Genomic DNA, 17,427 nt, shown 5'->3' with positions numbered 1-17,427 from the left:
TGCCGGGAAGTCTGGTCGGCCTTGCTTTGACGACCACAAATGATGGGACTCTCGATTTGGCAACCAGCCCGTTCTCGCCGATGCGCCGCCCGGTCTTCTCACGAGGTTCCTGGGCGGAGACCCGCCGGGTCACCGAAATTCTCCGCAAGGAAACCGTCGGCGGCGCCATCCTCCTGGTGGCCGCCGCTGCGGCGTTGATCTGGGCGAATTCCCCGTGGGCGCAGAGCTACTTCGCGCTGCGCGATCTCGAGCTGGGAGGCGAATGGTTCGGGCTGCACCTGAACCTCACGCTGGGGGCCTGGGCCGCCGACGGGCTGCTGGCGATCTTCTTTCTGGTGGTCGGCTTTGAGCTCAAGCGGGAGTTCGTTGCCGGCGATCTACGGGATCCGAGTCGGGCGGCGCTGCCGATCGCTGCCGCGGTCGGCGGCATGGTGGTGCCCGCGCTGATCTTCGTCCTGGTGAACCTCAACACCGGGGACGGGGCGTTGCGCGGCTGGGCGATCCCGACTGCCACGGACATCGCGTTCGCGGTGGCGGTGCTCGCCGTGATCGCCACCCATCTGCCGTCCGCGCTGAGGACGTTCCTGCTGACGCTGGCCGTCATCGATGACCTGCTGGCGATCACCGTCATCGCCGTGTTCTACACCCAGGAGATCAACGGGTGGGCGTTGGCCCTGGCGGTGGTTCCGCTGGCGCTCTTCACAGTGTGCGTCCAGCGCGGCGTCCAGAAGTGGTGGGTGCTCGTCCCTCTGGCGGTGGCGGTGTGGGTGCTGGTGCACGAGTCGGGTGTGCACGCCACGGTGGCCGGCGTGCTGCTCGGTTTCGCGGTTCCGGTGCGGCGATCGGCGACACAGCGGGGACGTGAAGTCGAGCCGGAGCACCGGGTGGGTATGGCCGAGTATTTCGAACACCGGTTCCGTCCGATCTCGGCCGGCGTCGCGATTCCGGTGTTCGCCTTCTTCGCCGCCGGTGTGAGCATCGGTGGTCTCAGCGGGCTGACCCGGGCACTCGGCGATCCGATCACCTTGGGAATCGTGCTCGGCCTGGTCTTGGGCAAGCCGATCGGGATCCTGCTCACCACCCGTGTCCTGTCGGCGGTGACGCGGGCCAGCCTGGATTCGTCGTTGCGGTGGGTGGACGTGCTCGGGATGTCCATGCTGGCCGGCGTCGGGTTCACCGTGTCGCTGTTGATCGGCGACCTGGCCTACGGCATGGGGTCCGAACGTGACGAATTTGTGAAGATCGGTGTGTTGTCCGGCTCGCTGCTGGCGGCCACGTTGGCGGCCGGCATCCTGCTCACCAGAAACCGTGTCTACCGGCGGATATACCAGGAAGAAACGGCCGATGCCGACCGCGACGGAGTGCCCGATGTCTACCAGACTCGACAGGACTGACCATCTCGGCCGTGCGTAGACTGACGGGATGCTTGAACAGATCCGCGGTCCCGCAGATCTACAGCACCTGTCGCAGGCGCAGATGGAGGACCTGGCCCGCGAAATCCGTGACTTCCTGATCCACAAGGTCGCGGCGACGGGTGGGCATCTGGGACCCAACCTCGGCGTTGTCGAGCTCACGCTGGCGCTGCACCGGGTCTTCGATTCCCCGCACGACCCGATCCTCTTCGACACCGGGCACCAGGCCTACGTGCACAAGATGCTCACGGGTCGCAGCCAGGACTTCAATTCGCTGCGCAAGAAGGACGGCCTGTCCGGCTATCCGTCGCGCGCCGAGAGTGAGCACGACTGGGTCGAGTCCAGCCACGCCAGCTCAGCGCTGTCCTACGCCGACGGTCTGGCCAAGGCGTTCGAGCTGTCCGGGCACCGCAACCGGCACGTGGTGGCGGTGGTCGGGGACGGTGCGCTGACCGGGGGCATGTGCTGGGAGGCGATGAACAACATCGCCGCGTCGCGTCGCCCGATCGTGATCGTGGTCAACGACAACGGCCGCAGCTATGCGCCGACCATCGGCGGTTTCGCCGAACACCTCGCCGGCCTGCGGCTGCAGCCCGGCTACGAGCGCTTCCTGGAGGAGGGCCGCAAGGCGGTCCGTGGCGTGCCGATGATCGGCGAGTTCTGCTACCAGTGCATGCACAGCATCAAGGCCGGCATCAAGGATGCGTTGTCACCGCAGGTGATGTTCACCGATCTCGGCCTGAAGTACGTGGGGCCCATCGACGGTCACGACGAGCACGCCGTGGAAAGCGCGCTGCGGCACGCCCGCGCGTTCAACGCCCCGGTGGTGGTGCATGTCGTGACCCGCAAGGGCATGGGCTACGCGCCCGCCGAGAACGACGTCGACGATCAGATGCACGCGTGCGGTGTCATCGACCCCCAAACCGGTCTGGCGACCTCGGTGCCCGGGCCCGGCTGGACGTCGACGTTCTCCGAGGCGCTGATCCGGCTGGCGAGCAAGCGCCGAGACATCGTCGCCATCACCGCCGCGATGCCCGGACCCACCGGATTGAGCGCGTTCCGGGAACGCTTCCCCGATCGCTTCTTCGACGTCGGTATCGCCGAGCAGCACGCGATGACGTCGGCCGCGGGGCTGGCCATGGGCGGCATGCACCCGGTGGTGGCGATCTACTCGACGTTCCTCAACCGCGCGTTCGACCAGATGCTGATGGACGTCGCGCTGCACAAGCTGCCGGTGACCATGGTGCTGGACCGCTCCGGGATCACCGGACCGGACGGCGCCAGCCACAACGGCATGTGGGACCTGTCGATCCTGGGCATCGTGCCCGGCATGCGGGTCGCCGCACCACGCGACGGTGCGCGCCTGCGGGAGGAACTCGGCGAAGCTGTCGAGGTCAACGACGGCCCCACCGCCGTACGGTTCCCGAAAGGCGATGTCGGCGAAGACATCCCGGCGATCGAACGTCGCGACGGGGTGGACATCCTCACGCTTCCTGCCGAGGGGATGTCCGAGGATGTGCTCGTGGTGGCCGTCGGTCCGTTCGCCGCGATGGCGCTGGCGGTCGCCGAACGACTGCGCAACCAAGGCATCGGTGTGACCGTGGTGGACCCGCGGTGGGTGCTGCCCGTGCCCGAGCAGATCGCGACCCTGGCGGACCGGCACAAGCTCGTCGTCACCATCGAGGACAACGGCGGTCACGGTGGGGTCGGATCGGCGGTGTCGAGTGCGTTGCGTCGCAACGAGATCGATGTGCCGTGCCGGGACGCCGCGCTGCCCCAGGAGTTCTTCGCCCACGCCTCGCGGGGTGAGGTGCTCGCCGAGGTCGGGCTGACCGAACAGAGCATCGCCCGCCAGATCACCGGCTGGGTGGCCGCGCTCGGCGCCGCCGCCGGTGACAGCGAGGTCAGCGAGCGCGTCGACTGACGATGGCGAAAACCCACTCCGCCCGCCTCACGGCGGGCGCCGTGCTGACGATCGCTGCGCTGGTGGGCTGTGCTCCGACCGCGGATGCCGCCACACCCATGTGGTCCGGCCTGGACGCCCGGGCGCTGGAGGTGCCCGCCGCGTCACCCGGCACCCTGCTGGACACCGTGCCGCTGGACCCGGCGCTGTCGGTGCCGGGGGCCGGCGCCGCCTACCGCATCCTGTACTCCACCATCGACCAACACGACCGCCCCGCGGTCAGCACCGCGGTGGTGTTCACCCCCAGCATCGCTGCCCCGCAGGGTGGGTGGCCGGTGATCGCGTGGGCACACGGCACCGTCGGGCTCGGTGACGACTGCACCCCGTCGGCGCTGCCACGCAGCGGCCGCGACAAGGAGTATCTGTCGCACTGGCTCGACCAGGGCTACGCGGTGGTGGGCAGCGACTACACCGGTCTGGGCACACCGGGGTTGATGAGTTATCTGAACAGCCGGAGCACTGCACGCGCCGTGGTGGACTCGGTGATCGCGGCCCGCCAGATGGATCTCGATCTGTCGCCGAAGTGGGCCGTCGTCGGACAGTCGCAGGGCGGGGGAGCCGCCGTCGCGACAGCCCGGTGGGCCACCGAGTTCAGCGCCGGTCGCGGGCTGGACTACCGCGGCGTCGTCGCGACCGGCACCCCGGCCAACGTCGAGAACATCGTCAAACAGGCCGGCCCCGACATGGCCGTCCCGCCCGAACTGGGCCCGATGGGCAGCGCCTACACCGCTTACATCGTCGCCGCGCTGCGAGAGGCCCGTCCCGACCTCGATCTGGACCAGGTGCTGACCCCGGAAGGCCGGGCCGCCGCGGACAAGGCCGAAACTGTTTGCGCCGCAGAGCTTCCCGGTGCACTCGAAGGGCTGAAAGTGCCGGAGTTCTTCACCGCGCCGATCGCGTCGATCCCCGGCGCCCCTGAGGCGATCGACGCGTACATGGGCGTCCCCGCAACGGGATACGACCGCCCGGTGTTCCTCGGCGTCGGGATGCAGGACCGTGACGTCCCGCCGAACCTGACGCTGCGGTTTTCCGAACGGCTGACCGACAACGGCCAGGGCGTGACGCTGAAGGTGTATCCGGATTCCGACCACAGCGGCACCGTGCTGGCCTCGATTCCCGACTCGACGCCGTTCCTGGCACGGGCGCTGGCCTGAGCGCCGCCCGTCAGTGGCCGAACCGCGGTATGCCGGCCGGGGTTTGACTCGTCGGCCCAGGTGATCGCATAGTGTATCCAATCACCTGAAAGCGAGAGCCGATGTCACCGCGCACCGCAACCAAACGTTCTGCATCGCGGAACAACGACGAGCGCGACGCGTCGACGGCCTCGGCCGCGGGTGCCGACCGCGGACGCCGGTCGGACTTCGTCCGCCCCAAAACCGCCCAGCAGGCTGTCGTGGAGGCGCTGCGGCACGACATCACGACCGGCAAGCTGGCACCCGGCAGCTGGATCGTGCAGGAGGCCGTGGCCGAACAGTTCGGCATGTCGCGCATCCCGATCCGCGAAGCACTCAAGACGCTGGAGGCCGAGGAGTACATCACCTATGTGCCGCACAGCGGCTACCGCGTCACCAAACTCAGCCTGGGCGACCTGGTCGAGGTGTTCACGCTACGCGCCATCCTGGAGGAGGCGCTGATCCGGGATGCGATGCCCGGGGTCACCGACCAGATCGTCGACGAGATGCGCAGCTGTAACGCCGAAATGGACAAAGCGCTCGCCGACGGCGATCTGATCTCGGTGGGCGTGTTCAACCGGCAGTTCCATTTCCTGACCTTCCACGCCAGTGGGATGGCCCGCACCAAGCGCATCGTCACCCAGTTGTGGAACACCGCTGACGCCTACCGGCCGATGTACTCGCCGCTGCTCGACATGCCGAAGGTCTGCCACGAGCATGTGGCGATGATCGAGGCGATGGCCGCCCGCGACGTCGAACGGATGGTGGCGCTCAACCACGAGCACCGCGCCCACGCGATCGAGCCGATCCACCGGATCTTCGATTCCGAACCCGACACGCCGGCGTGACGGTCGCCGACCGGCTGCGCGAGCTGGGCTTGTCACTTCCTGCAGCGCCGCCCCCGAAGGGTGCCTATTCCCCGAGCCGGCGGTGCGGCGACCAGCTCTGGGTCTCCGGAGCGACGGCCCGCCGCGCCGGCGTGCCCGCGTTGCGCGGGGTCGTGGGCGACGACGTGACCGTCGACACTGCCGGGGAGCAGGCGGCGCTGGCCGCGCTGAATCTTCTCGGCGCGATCGAGGCCGCCGTGGGGCTGGACGCGGTGAGTACAGTGATCCACCTGCGCGGCTATGTGCGCGCGGTCGGCGAGTTCGACGCTCACCCGGCGGTCATCGACGGAGCATCGAAGGTGTTGATCGATGTGTTCGGCGCCGACGTCGGTGCGCACGCGCGGACCGCGATCGGTGTCGCATCGTTGCCCGGTGGGGCGTGCGTGGAGCTCGATCTCGTGGTCAGCGTCGCACCGGCCTGAGGCGCTCCAGCCAGCGCCCTATCGCCAGGCCCAGCGCGAGCCCAGCGAATCCGTTGACCGCCAAGGTGATCCATTCCGGAAGCGGCACCGGGGCCGGGTGCGACGGACGTTCGCCGGTCGCGCCGGGCGCGGGCGCGGGACCGCCGGCGATCACCGCGTCGAGTCGCTCGACGAACTGGCCGATGATGCGGTTGCTCACCGGGACGATCGCGCTCTTGCCGAACTGCGCGATGCGGCCGCTGAGCTCGACGTCGGTGGTGACGGTGACGACCGTACGGCCCGCCTGTTCGCGGGCCACCAGGCGCACCGTGGCCTCGGTCGACCCGTTGCCCTTGCGGTCGGCGGCGGTGCCCGAGACCACCATCTCCCTGGCCGCGTCGTCCTGTGAGACCAGAGTCGCCTTGCCCGCCAACGTCATTCCGATCGGTCCGACCTTGACGGTGACGCGGGCGTGGTAGTCGGCGCCCTCGTGACGGTCCAGCTCGGCACCCGGGACGCACCGCACGACGGTCGGTATGTCGGTGAGCACCGCCCATGCGTCGTCCAGTGGCGCGTCGACCGTGAACTCGTTCATGAGTTTCATTCACTGCCTCCGGTTGTGATTCCGACCACCTAACCCTACGATTGGATACGATATACAGCAATCGCACACTCGCCCCGAGGAGGCTTTCCGAATGCTGAGCATGGGTGCAGGACTGTTCCCGACCGAACCGGCGGGGGCGATGTGTTCCTATGTCCGGCTCTGTGAGGACCTCGGGTACGACCATGTCTGGTTCGGCGATTCCCAGAACATTTGGCGGGAGTCCTCGACGGTGATGGGCGCCGCCGCGGTCGGCACCGAGCGGATCGTGTTCGGCACGGGGGTGACCAACGCGGTCACCCGACACCCCTCGCTACTGGCCTCCACGTGGGCCACGTTGGCCGAGTTCACCGGCGGCCGAGTCGCTCTCGGTATCGGCACCGGGGATTCGTCGTTGCGGACGATGGGCCTCAAGCCGCTCAAGCTCGCCGAACTGGAGAAGTCCATCACGGACCTGCGCGCGCTGTTCCGCGGCGAGAAGGTCGCCGAACCCACCAGCGGGGCCGAGTACCACCTCAACTACCTCAGCGGCCCGGTGGACATCCCGATCTACATCGCCGCGTCCGCGCCCAAGATCCTGGAGATGTCCGGCCGCATCGCCGACGGCGTCATCGTGCTGGTAGGCACGGCACCCGAGTTCATCGAGGGTGCGCTGCGGACCATCGAGCGGGGCGCGCGGCAGAGTGGGCGCACGCTCGATGACCTCCACATCGTGCTGTGGACCCCGACGGCGATCGGCGAAGACAGCACCGAGGCGCGAGATCTGGTGCGCGCACACGTCTCCCGGGTCGCGATCCGCCCGTTGCCGGCCAAGGTGGACCCCTCGCTGGAAAAGGCCATCGACCGGATCAGGGAACAGTACAACTACTACGAGCACATGAACCCCGAGGCCGCGCACGCCGATCTGGTGCCCGACGAACTCGTCGATCTCTTCGCGCTGGCCGGCACGAGGGCAGAGTGCGCCCAGCGACTCAAGGAGATCGAGTCGCTCGGAGTCGACCAGGTGTCGATCGTGCCGTTCGTGCGGCCCGGGCAAAGTCGCGAGGGCACGATCCGCGCCTTCGCCGACATCGTCAGCGGCCGCCAGGGGTGAGCCGCTCCGACGCCGCGGATCTGCGCCCGTACCCGGCGCCTGGCAGTGCCGTGCCCGGGGCTCCGCCGGCTTTGAAGCGCGCGCTCACCCCGGCCGATGGCGTCGTGCACTCTCGGCCTGCACCGCCGGTCGTCTCCCAATATGCTGACGTGCGGCGCGAGCAGCAGACGGCGGAATCGGCGCACGGATCCGGTCTGCGTGCTGCCTCGGTGCTGTTGGGTGTCGCGGCCGGGCTGGAATTGGCGGCAATGTTATCCAGGCGACATCGCCCCTAAATATTGCTCTACATCACACTTCTTCGTATAGTGTATCCAATATTCAAACCCCTTCTGGAGGCGTCCCACATGTCACGGTTTCCCAAGGTCATCGGTGCAATCGTCGCAACGTCCGCACTGCTCGTCGGCGCCACCGCGTGCGCTGACGAATCTGCCGGACCGGCCGACGCCGGTGGCAGCGCGGGAGCCACGACCGACACGCTGAGCATCTCGGCGACCGGCGTCGACAGCCTGCCCTTCATGGCGATCCTGACCGCGGGAATCAACAAGAAGTGGTTCGAGGAGGAGGGGCTCAAGGTTGACCTGTTCTCCGGGGGTGGCGGCGGCAATACGCTGCGCGTGGTGACCAGCGGTGACGCCGACATGGCGATCGCGGGCAACAGCTCGGTACTTCTGGCTGCGCAGCAACCGAATTCGAACCTCAAGGTCGTCGCGCCGTGGTTCCAGGTCAATGACTTCTCGTGGATCAGCCCACCCGGGCGTTCGATCGAGGGCGCCGTGCTGGGCTTCAGCTCGGCCGGTTCGTCGACCGAGCTTCTGGTCAAGGGCCTGGAACGCGAACTCGGCCAGGGCGTCCGGGCCCAGGCCGTCGGCCAGATGGGTGACAACTGGACCGCCGCCAAGGCCAATCAGATCACCGCGGGCTGGGCGATGCAGCCGTTCATCGCCGAGAAGCAGGCCAGCGAGAACGCCGAGGTCCTGATCAACTCCCGCGACGTGCTGGGCGACCTGCCGGCCGACCTGGTCGCAGTCAACACCGACTACGCCGAGGCCAACCCCGAGAACCTGAAGAAGTTCTTCAAGGTCGCCGACCGGCTCAACGAGTGGGTCGTGTCCAACCCCGACGAGGCCGGCGCCGAGATCGGACCGCTGGTGGGGGTCTCCCCGGAGGTCATGCAGGCCGCCCTGCGCAACAGCCCCGATCTGGCCAAGGCTTACTCGCTCAAGGTCGATCCCGAAGGCCTGAACAACCTCTCCGACTTGATGCTGGCCGCCGGTCAGATCGACCAGCCCGTGGACTGGGCCACCGTGCTCGACCAGCAGTACCTGCCCGAGGACGACCGCGCCACCTTCTGACCGACCGTCGACTCCAGCCCACGACCGAGCGAAAAGGTAGCGACTTGAACTCACCAGGCATCGAGATGACCGGAGTGTCAGTCGTATTCGACACTCCCGCCCGCCGGGTCACGGCGGTCACCGGTATCGACCAGAGTGTTCCGCATGCGAGCTTTGTGTCCATCGTCGGACCGAGCGGATGCGGGAAGTCGACGCTGCTCGCGGTGGTTGCGGGGCTGCAGAAGGCGACCACCGGCACCGTCAGCGTCGCCGGCAAGCCGGTGACCGGCCCCGACCCCAAGATCGGCGTGGTGTTCCAGGAGGACTCGACACTTCCCTGGCGCACCGTCGAGGAAAACGTCAGCTTCGCTATGGAGATGATCGGGGTTGCGAAGGAGGCGCGGCGCAGGCGGGCCAAGGAGGCCATCGACCTGGTGGGCTTGAGCGGATTCGAGAAGTCCTATCCCTCACAGCTTTCCGGGGGTATGCGGCAGCGCGTCGCGCTGGCGCGCACGCTGGCCGTGCAGCCGGAGGTGGTGCTGATGGACGAGCCGTTCGCAGCCCTGGACCAGCAGACCCGGCTGTTCCTGGGTGCCGAGGTGCGCCAGATCTGGGCCAGGACCAAGCAGACGATCATGTTCGTCACCCACGACATCTCCGAGGCGATCCTGCTCTCGCAACAGGTCTGGGTGATGTCCTACCGTCCCGGCACCATCATCGACGTCGTCGACATCGACCTGCCGGGGGAGCGCGACGCCGGGGTGGTCTCAACGCCGCGGTTCAACGAGCTGCACAACCGGATCTGGGGATCCCTGCAGGCCGAGTCGATGCGCGGCTTCCAGCAGCAGGAGACGGCGGCCACGTGAGCACCTCGTTCGCAGCCACCGACGACCTGCCCACCGAGGCCACGCCGCCCGGCACGCCGGCTGGACCGCAGCGCCGCGGGCGACGGTTCGGAAAGCTGGCCTACAGCGCGGGGTCGACAGTGCTGCTGCTGCTGGCGTTCACCGCGTTCGCCGAGATCGGTTCCGCCGCGGGCTGGTGGAACGACCATGTGATGCCGGCGCCGTCGGTGATCGTCGCCGAGCTGGGTGTGCTGCTCACCGAATCGCAGTTTTGGCTTGATGCGCAGCGCACCGGCATCGAGGTGGCGCTGTCGATCCTGTTCGGCTGTTTGTTGGGGTTCGCCGCGGGCCTGCTGTTCTGGAAGGTGCCGTTGCTGGGCCGGGTGTTCGAGCCCTACCTGGTCTCGTTCTATGCCGTACCGCTGGTGCTGTTCTATCCGGTGATGATTGTGCTCGTCGGTATCAACTCGATGTCGGTGATCATCCTGGCCACCATCATGGCGGCCATCCCGATGGCGTTGAACACCGCCGTGGGCCTGAATCAGATGCCGCCGGTGTACATGAAGTTGGCGCGCTCACTGAGAGCCTCGCCGCGGCAGACGCTGTTCGCCATCGCCATCCCGGCTGCCGGGCCGTTCATCGTCGCCGGTCTGCGGCTGGCGGTGGTGTACGCGCTGATCGGCACCATCGCGATGGAGTTCACGACGGCCCAGGCCGGATTGGGGTACCGCATCCGGTATCTCTACGAAATCTTCGACAACGTCGGCATGTTCGCCTACATCGTGGTCGTGCTGGTGCTCTCGTGCCTGCTCACGGTCGCGCTGGCCACCGTCGAGCGGGTGTTGTTGCGAGGGAGGAACGCGTGACCGCCACCATGCCGGCCCCGAAACCGACCTCGACGGACACCGCATCCGAAACCGTTGCGCCACTCCGTTTCTCGTGGCGGTCCCTGCTGGCCAGCCAGGCGGTCGGGGCCGGCCTGTTGGCGGTGGTGGTGGTGCTCGCCTGGCAGGTGATGTCCGGTCTGACGTTCGTGATCCCGTCACCGGTGCAGACGATCGTGGTGCTGTTCGAGAATCTGTCCGACCCCGCCTACCTGTTCGACCTGCGGGTCACCGCGCAGTCAGTGCTGATGGCGTTCGTGGTCGGTACCGCCGCCGGCGGCGGGTTGGGCCTGATGCTGGGCCTGTCGAGCCGGCTGCGGACGATCTTCGAACCGCTCATCATCGTGCTCAACGGGATTCCCAAGATCGTGCTCTACCCGGTGCTGCTGCCGATCTTCAGCCTGTCGGGTTCCAAGGTCGTGATGGGCGTGCTGTTCGCCCTGTTCCCGGTGCTGATCAACGTGTCCACCGGCGTGCAGGAGATCCCGAAGGTCTACTGGAAACTGGCACGCTCGGTCCGCGCGAATGCCTGGCAGATGTTGACCCACATCATCTTCCCGGCCATCCGGCGTCCGATGCTGACCGGGATCCGGCTCGCCGTCAGCCTCGCGGTGGTCGGCGTCGTGCTGTCGGAGTTCTTCGCCACCCGGCGCGGTCTGGGCAGGGTGGTGCTGCAGGCTTACAGCCACGGTGATTACCCGTCGATGGTGGCCACCATCATGCTGCTGATCACCATCTCGTTCGGCATCTCGATCGCCTTGTGGCAGTGGGAGAAACGGCTACATTGAGCCGATCGGTGGGGAGCTCGGTACGGCGCCGGGAAGACGACCGTATGCTGGCCGGGAACGGACGGTTCCTGGCCGATCACGCGGCGGGCGCCAAGCATGTCGTTTTCATCAGGTCCACCCAACCGCACGCCCGGATCACCGGCATCGACACCGCCGTCGCCGAGCAGATGCCCGGTGTGCACGGCGTTTTCACCGCCGCCGACCTCGGCCTGGAGCACACGCCGATCCCGTCGCTGACCACGCCGGATCCGGACTTCACCGCGGCCACCTCCCTCGTGCTCGCGCAGCAGCGGCTGGCGATCCTCGCCTCGGACCACGTCCACTTCGTCGGCCAGCCGATCGCCGTCGTGGTCGCCGACGACCGGTATCTGGCCGAGGATGCCGCCGAGCACGTCGTGGTGTCCTATCAGAGTCTGGAGCCGGTCGTCGACGCCGAGGCGGCGCTGGACCCCGCCGCTCCCGTGCTGTTCGATCACCTGGGCCACAACGAGGCGGCCCGGCTGGAGTACGGGTTCGGTGATCCCGGGCGGGCGTTCGAGGCGGCCGCCCACGTGGTCGAGGACACCTACCGGATGGAGCGCCACGGTGCGGTGCCGCTGGAATGTCGCGGTGTGCTGGCTGAATACGCCGCGACACCGGGGCGTGTGGAGGTGTCCACGTCCACCCAGATCCCGCACATGGTGCGCAACGCGATCTGCTCGGTGACGGGCTGGACGCGCGACCAGGTGAAGGTCAGCGTGCCCGATGTCGGCGGCGGCTTCGGCACCAAGGCCAACGTGTACGCCGAGGAGGTCGTCCTCGCGGTGCTCGCCGAACATGTTCGGCGCCGCCTGATCTGGGTCGAGGACCGGCAGGAACATCTGGTGTCCAGCGCGCAGGCCCGGGACCAGACGCACCGCGTCCGGCTGGCCGTCGACGCGACCGGGCGGATCCTGGGCTGGGACGTCGACTTCGTCGTCGACCTCGGCGCCGGAAGTCTTTGGGTCGCAGGCATCGTGGCCAACACCGCGGTGCACCTGATGGGCCCCTACCGTGTCCCGGCGATGCACGTGCGCGGCCGGGCCGCGCTGACCAACAAGACGCTGGTGGCGCAGTACCGCGGCGCGGGCCGGCCCGAGGCGACGTTCTCGCTGGAGCGCAGCCTCGACGCGGCCGCCGCCGCGCTGGGCATCTCGGGCGCCGAGATCCGCAGGCGCAACCTGCTGACCGCCGCCGACATGCCCTATCCGCGGCCCATCCCGTACCGCGACGGGGTCCCGATCGTCTACGACGGTGGCGACTACCTCGCGTGCCTGGAGTCGGTCCTGGCAGCGCTGCCGCCGTCGGAGGCCGACGTGTGCGCCCTCCAAAATCCGGACCACCGCATCGGTTACGGGCTGTCGTCCTACCTGGAGGCCACCGGGCGCGGGCCGCACGAGACCGGGCGGGTGCGGCTGCTGCCCGACGGCCGGTTCGAGGTCACGGCGGGGGCGGCCTCGGCGGGCCAGGGACACGAGACGGTCTTCGCGCAGGTGGCCGCGGATGCGCTTGAGGTCCCGCTGGAACGGGTGCGCTACGTGGCCTCGGACACCGAGCGCCTCCCCGAAGGGGTGGGCACGTTCGCCAGCCGGTCGGCAGTCCTGGCGGGCTCGGCGGTACACCAGGCGTGCCGTGAGCTGGTCGCGCTCGGCGCGGCGCGGGCCGCGGACCTGATGGGCGTCGGGCACGCCGACTATGCGGACGGCCGCTTCACCGCGGGCCGCGAGGTGCTGGGCTGGGACGAGCTGGCCGCGGCGAGCCGTGTCGGGGGTGCCGGCGAGGGCGGTGCGGCGCTCGACGTGACATCGGTGTACCGGGTCGAGACGGTCACCTGGACCATGGGGGTGCACGCGGTGATCGTGGGTGTGCACCGCCGCACCGGGATCGTGAAGGTGCTGCGCTACGCGGTTTCCCATGAAGGAGGCCGGGAGATCAACCCGCGCATCGTCGAGGGCCAGATCATCGGCGGCGTGGCCCAGGGGATCGGCGGTGCGCTCTTCGAGGCGTGGCGGTATTCGCCCACCGGGGAGCCGACGTCGACCACCTTCGCGGCCTACCACCTTCCGCTGACCACCGATGTGCCGGACGTGATCGTGAACCACCTGCCCGTCGCCACCCCGGTCAATCCGCTCGGCGTGCGCGGTGCGGGGGAGAGCGGCACCATCGCCGTGTACTCGGCGGTGGCCGGGGCCGTCGATGACGCCGTCGGCGGTGGCCTGCACGTCACCAGCACGCCGATCCAGACCGGTGAGCTGTGCCGGGCGATGCAGAGGGTGGCGTCGTGAAGCCGGCGCCCTTCGACTACCACCGGCCCGAAACCGTCGCCGGAACACTGGATCTGCTGGCCGCCGATCCCGACGCCAAACTGCTGGCGGGTGGCCAGTCGCTGTTGACGCTGATGAACCTGCGCCTGGCCCGGCCCTCGGCGGTGATCGACATCGGCCGGCTGACCGAGCTGAACCGGGTCTTCGACGACACCGACGACCTGATCCTGGGCGCGCTGGTGACGCACCGCACCGTCGAGGTGGACCCACTGATCGCGGCGCGCGCCCCGTTGCTGGCCGAGGCGGCGCGGCACATCGGGCACGTCGGCATCCGCAACCGCGGTACCATCGGCGGTTCGGTCGCGCACGCCGACCCTGCCGCGGAAATGCCCTTGGCCACACTGGTTCTCGACGCGACCTTCCATGTCGAGTCGTCGTCGTCCGGGCGGCGCACGGTCGGCGCGGACGAGATGTTCGTGTCGTTCTACACCAGCGCGCTGGCGCCCGACGAGATGATCACCTGGATCTCGGTGCCCGCGATCCGACCGGACCAGGGCTGGGGTTTTATCGAATATGCCCACCAGCACGGTGATTACGGCCTGGCCGGCGCGGGCTGCATGCTCACCCTCGGACCGGACGGGCGGGTCTCGGCGCTGCGTGCCGGCGTGCTGAGCGTGGCCGACCGGCCGCTGCTGTTCGGCGGCGACGACGTCGTCGGCGAGCTGCCGTCCGAGCGGTTGTGGCAGCAGCTGGGCCGGCGGTGGGCCGGCGGCACCGAACCGGTCGCCGACGACACCGACTATGCGCGGCGGCTTTGCGCGTCCGCACTGACCGAGGCGATGACCGCTGCGCACCGGCGCGCCTGCACGGCCGGAAGGGAGCACGATGCACGCTGACACACCCGCGCAGGTGGCCATCTCGTTGATCGTGAACGGCAGGCAGATCTCCCGCGCCGTGGCGCCGCGGCTCACACTCGCCGACTTCCTCCGCGACGAACTCGGGCTCACCGGAACGCATCTGGGTTGCGAACACGGGGTCTGCGGGGCGTGCACGGTGTTCATCGACGGTCGTTCCGGACGGGCGTGCCTGATGCTCGCGGTGCAGGCCGACGGACTGCGGGTCGACACCGTGGAGGGACTCGACCAGTTCGAGGAGGCCGCGCGCCTCAAGCAGGCGTTCACCCGCTGCGGCGGGCTGCAGTGCGGGTTCTGCACCCCGGGATTTCTGGTCAGCGCCGTCGAGTTGCTCCGCGACCCGGATGCGGAGAAACCGCTGACCGCCGAGTCGGTGCGGGAAGCGTTGTCGGGCAACGTGTGCCGATGCACCGGCTATCAGGGCATCGTGGCGGCGGTACTGGACGCCGCGGCGGCGCCCGCCGATGGCGCGGACAGTGCCGAGTCCTGACGGTGAGCCCACCTCGGCGGTGCCGCCCGCCCTGCGGCGTCGACGACCCGCCGAGCTGCTGAGGCCGGTCGGCGCGAGCCGGTGGGGGATGGCGGCCTGGCTGGCGGCCGGGCTCGGCGCGATCCTCGTGGCCACCGCGGCGGTCGGACACGCCGAGCTCGGGTCGGCGATGGGGCTGGGATTCGTGTTGACCGCGGTGCCGTCGCTGCCGCCGACGTGGCGGGCGGCGTTCGCGACCATCGCGATCCGCGCGCTGGCGGTGCTGACCGGCGCGGCGCTGGCCGTGCTGACGGTCGGTCACCCGACGGCGCTGGCGGGCGTGACCGTCGCGGCCGCGGTGTGCGGTGGCCTGCTGGCCCGGGTCGGCCCGACGGCCGCGCTGGCGGTGGTGCTGGTCGCGGTCGACGTGCCTGACGACGGTGGCGCGGAACGGCTGTTGCCCTATGCGGCCGGCGCGCTGGTGGTGGCCGTCGCGTGGACGGCGTGGTTCGTGTGTGCCGAGGCGCTGCGCCGGCGGCGCGGGACGGCGGCCCCCACGGCGCCCGCGGCCGAGCGGGGCTGGCGTGAGTCATGGCCGCACGCGGTGCGGGTGGGGGTGGCCGTCGCGGTGGCGGTGAGCGTCGCCGGTCTGCTGCCCGAGGACCTGGTCGGCGGACACTGGCTTGTCACCAGCGTGGTGCTCACCGTGCAGCCCGCGGCTGGGGACACGGGAATGCGCCTGGCGCAGCGACTTTCGGGTAATGCCGTGGGGGCCCTGATCGCGGCGGTGCTGCTCGGGACGCATCCGTCGATACCGATGGTCGCGGTCGTCAGCGTGGTGTTGTTCACGCTGGCGATGGCCCTGCGGCCGGTGAACTACACCTGGTGGGCGGTGACGGGTCCGCCGGTGCTCCTGGTGATCAGCGAGTACCCGGAGCTCTTCCCCTGGTACGAGGGAGGCGTGCGGCTCGCGATGAACCTGGCCGGCGCGGTGATCGTGCTGGTGGTGGTCTTCGCCGTTCCGGCGTTGACGCGCAGGACATTCCGCACGGGGGCGACGACGATGACTTCCCAGAAGACGGGGCAGGACGATAGTGTATACAAAATCCAATCAAGGAGGCGCTAGGTGACGACCCTGCTCGTGGAGGACATCGGCCTCCTGGTGCACGGCGACCCGCGGGTCGCCCCGGTGCGCGACACCACCCTGCTCGTCGAGGACGGGGTGGTGGCCGGGATCGGGGTCAGCGCCGCAGCACCCGACCAGGTGCTCTCGGCGGGCGGGCTGACGGTGATGCCCGGTCTGGTCGACGGGCACGTCCACCCCACTTTCGGGGAGTGGACGCCGGCCCAGGATGCGATCGGCTGGATCCACAACTATCTGCACGGCGGGACCACCTCGATGGTCTCGGCCGGCGAACTGCACATCCCCGGGCTGGCGCTCGACGCCCTCACCCCCGAACTCGTGCTGTCGATCGCGATCACGTCCAAGCACACCACCGGAAGGATGCGGCCGTCCGGGGTCAAGGTGAACGCGGGCACGGTGCTGCTGGTGCCGGGGATGACCGAAGAGCACTTCGACCGGGCCCACCGTGAGGGCATCGACCAGCTCAAGTTCATCTTCTACGACTGGAGCAGGTTGGGCGACGGCGAGGCCCAGCGCTACGTCCGCTGGGCGCACGAGCGCGGAATGACCGTGAAGCTGCACTCCGGTGGCGTGTCTCGGTCGGGGTCGAGCCGGGTCGCCGGCGCCGACGTGGTGACGGCCGTGGGTCCCGACGTTGTCGGGCACATCTCCGGCGGCCCCATCCCGCCACCGGACGCCGATATCCTGGCGATCATCGATCGTCTGCCCGACACCCACGTCGAGGTCTGCAGTTCGAACAACTACCGGGCCACCGGGATCGTCGTCGACGAACTCACGCGGCTCGGCAGGCTGGACCGGCTCACCCTCGGCACCGACACCCCCGGCGGCACCGGCGTCATCCCGCGCGGGATGTTGCGCGCGGTCTGCTATCTCGCGTCGGTGTGCGGGGTCGACCCGGTGGCGGCCGTCGCCGCGGCGACCGGGCAGACCGCGGCCGCCCACGGCTTGGACACCGGGGTGATCGCCGAGGGCCGACCGGCCGATCTGCTGGTGCTGGGCCCGATCACGGGTTCGATGGCCACCGATGCGCTGGAGTCCTTCGCCCTCGGCGACCTTCCCGGTATCGCGACGGTGCTGGTCGACGGCGTCCCGCTGGTCGCCACCCGCAGCGAGCAGACCCCGCCGCCGAGCCGCTCCGTGACCTGGCGAGGCACTCGGCCACGACCAGAGTCCGGGCGCCCCGTGCCCGTCGGAGCGCATAGCTCCGGCTGCTGCTGACCACCCCACCACGATGTAAGGAG

Annotated in this window: 16 protein-coding genes; 15 read left to right on the top strand and 1 reads right to left on the bottom strand. The window is 69.1% G+C overall.

Annotated features, from left to right (window positions below; all coding sequences use genetic code 11):
* Nucleotides 1–80: 80 nt before the first annotated feature.
* The 5 genes from nhaA to ACTWP6_RS21950 all read left to right on the top strand — a co-directional run bounded on the left by nhaA (nt 81) and on the right by ACTWP6_RS21950 (nt 5,856).
* Nucleotides 81–1,394: a Na+/H+ antiporter NhaA gene (gene nhaA / locus ACTWP6_RS21970; protein WP_260758073.1), complete on the top strand. Its 1,314-nt coding sequence runs from the start codon at nt 81–83 to the stop codon at nt 1,392–1,394.
* A 28-nt stretch (nt 1,395–1,422) separates the two neighbouring features.
* Nucleotides 1,423–3,336 carry a 1-deoxy-D-xylulose-5-phosphate synthase gene (gene dxs, locus ACTWP6_RS21965; protein ID WP_260751787.1) on the top strand — a complete coding sequence of 638 codons (1,914 nt, stop codon included), beginning with the start codon at nt 1,423–1,425 and terminating at the stop codon, nt 3,334–3,336.
* A gap of 2 nt (nt 3,337–3,338) precedes the next feature.
* Nucleotides 3,339–4,529, top strand: a complete 1,191-nt coding sequence (locus tag ACTWP6_RS21960; protein ID WP_443188752.1) for an alpha/beta hydrolase family protein — start codon at nt 3,339–3,341, stop codon at nt 4,527–4,529.
* Nucleotides 4,530–4,630: 101 nt separating this feature from the next.
* Nucleotides 4,631–5,395, top strand: coding sequence for a GntR family transcriptional regulator (locus ACTWP6_RS21955; RefSeq protein WP_260751789.1), 765 nt, complete (start codon nt 4,631–4,633; stop codon nt 5,393–5,395).
* Nucleotides 5,392–5,856, top strand: coding sequence for a RidA family protein (locus ACTWP6_RS21950; protein WP_443188751.1), 465 nt, complete (start codon nt 5,392–5,394; stop codon nt 5,854–5,856). The genes ACTWP6_RS21955 and ACTWP6_RS21950 overlap by 4 nt, the downstream gene beginning before the upstream one ends.
* Here the strand turns inward: ACTWP6_RS21950 and ACTWP6_RS21945 are convergent.
* A complete protein-coding gene (locus ACTWP6_RS21945) occupies nt 5,837–6,439 on the bottom strand; it encodes an SRPBCC family protein (RefSeq protein WP_443188750.1) in 603 nt (200 codons plus the stop codon). The genes ACTWP6_RS21950 and ACTWP6_RS21945 overlap by 20 nt on opposite strands.
* A gap of 100 nt (nt 6,440–6,539) precedes the next feature.
* Between ACTWP6_RS21945 and ACTWP6_RS21940 the strand changes: the two genes are divergently transcribed.
* The 10 genes from ACTWP6_RS21940 to ACTWP6_RS21895 all read left to right on the top strand — a co-directional run bounded on the left by ACTWP6_RS21940 (nt 6,540) and on the right by ACTWP6_RS21895 (nt 17,404).
* Nucleotides 6,540–7,529: an LLM class flavin-dependent oxidoreductase gene (locus ACTWP6_RS21940; RefSeq protein WP_260751793.1), complete on the top strand. Its 990-nt coding sequence runs from the start codon at nt 6,540–6,542 to the stop codon at nt 7,527–7,529.
* Between the two features lie 344 nt (nt 7,530–7,873).
* Nucleotides 7,874–8,881 carry an ABC transporter substrate-binding protein gene (locus ACTWP6_RS21935; RefSeq protein WP_260751794.1) on the top strand — a complete coding sequence of 336 codons (1,008 nt, stop codon included), beginning with the start codon at nt 7,874–7,876 and terminating at the stop codon, nt 8,879–8,881.
* A 44-nt stretch (nt 8,882–8,925) separates the two neighbouring features.
* Complete coding sequence (locus ACTWP6_RS21930; RefSeq protein WP_260751796.1) at nt 8,926–9,726, top strand: ABC transporter ATP-binding protein; 801 nt, start codon at nt 8,926–8,928, stop codon at nt 9,724–9,726.
* The gene (locus tag ACTWP6_RS21925; protein ID WP_443188749.1) at nt 9,723–10,571 is read left to right on the top strand and encodes an ABC transporter permease; all 849 of its coding nucleotides are present in this window, start codon (nt 9,723–9,725) and stop codon (nt 10,569–10,571) included. Before ACTWP6_RS21930 ends, ACTWP6_RS21925 begins: the two co-directional genes overlap by 4 nt.
* Nucleotides 10,568–11,377: an ABC transporter permease gene (locus ACTWP6_RS21920; protein WP_260751800.1), complete on the top strand. Its 810-nt coding sequence runs from the start codon at nt 10,568–10,570 to the stop codon at nt 11,375–11,377. Before ACTWP6_RS21925 ends, ACTWP6_RS21920 begins: the two co-directional genes overlap by 4 nt.
* Before the next feature lie 44 nt (nt 11,378–11,421).
* Entirely contained in the window at nt 11,422–13,680 is a 2,259-nt protein-coding gene (locus ACTWP6_RS21915; RefSeq protein WP_260751801.1) for a xanthine dehydrogenase family protein molybdopterin-binding subunit, read from the top strand.
* On the top strand, nt 13,677–14,555 hold the full coding sequence (locus ACTWP6_RS21910; protein ID WP_260751802.1) for an FAD binding domain-containing protein: 879 nt from the start codon (nt 13,677–13,679) through the stop codon (nt 14,553–14,555). Before ACTWP6_RS21915 ends, ACTWP6_RS21910 begins: the two co-directional genes overlap by 4 nt.
* Nucleotides 14,545–15,063: a (2Fe-2S)-binding protein gene (locus tag ACTWP6_RS21905; protein ID WP_260751803.1), complete on the top strand. Its 519-nt coding sequence runs from the start codon at nt 14,545–14,547 to the stop codon at nt 15,061–15,063. Before ACTWP6_RS21910 ends, ACTWP6_RS21905 begins: the two co-directional genes overlap by 11 nt.
* The gene (locus tag ACTWP6_RS21900) at nt 15,050–16,168 is read left to right on the top strand and encodes an FUSC family protein (protein ID WP_260751804.1); all 1,119 of its coding nucleotides are present in this window, start codon (nt 15,050–15,052) and stop codon (nt 16,166–16,168) included. Before ACTWP6_RS21905 ends, ACTWP6_RS21900 begins: the two co-directional genes overlap by 14 nt.
* Nucleotides 16,169–17,404 carry an amidohydrolase family protein gene (locus ACTWP6_RS21895; RefSeq protein WP_443188748.1) on the top strand — a complete coding sequence of 412 codons (1,236 nt, stop codon included), beginning with the start codon at nt 16,169–16,171 and terminating at the stop codon, nt 17,402–17,404.
* Nucleotides 17,405–17,427 lie beyond the last annotated feature (23 nt).

Source organism: Mycobacterium sp. 4D054, assembly GCF_052245755.1.
Classification (GTDB): domain Bacteria; phylum Actinomycetota; class Actinomycetes; order Mycobacteriales; family Mycobacteriaceae; genus Mycobacterium.
The sequence above is the reverse complement of the archived record's forward strand: the minus strand, read 5'-3'. Positions and strand labels throughout refer to the sequence as shown.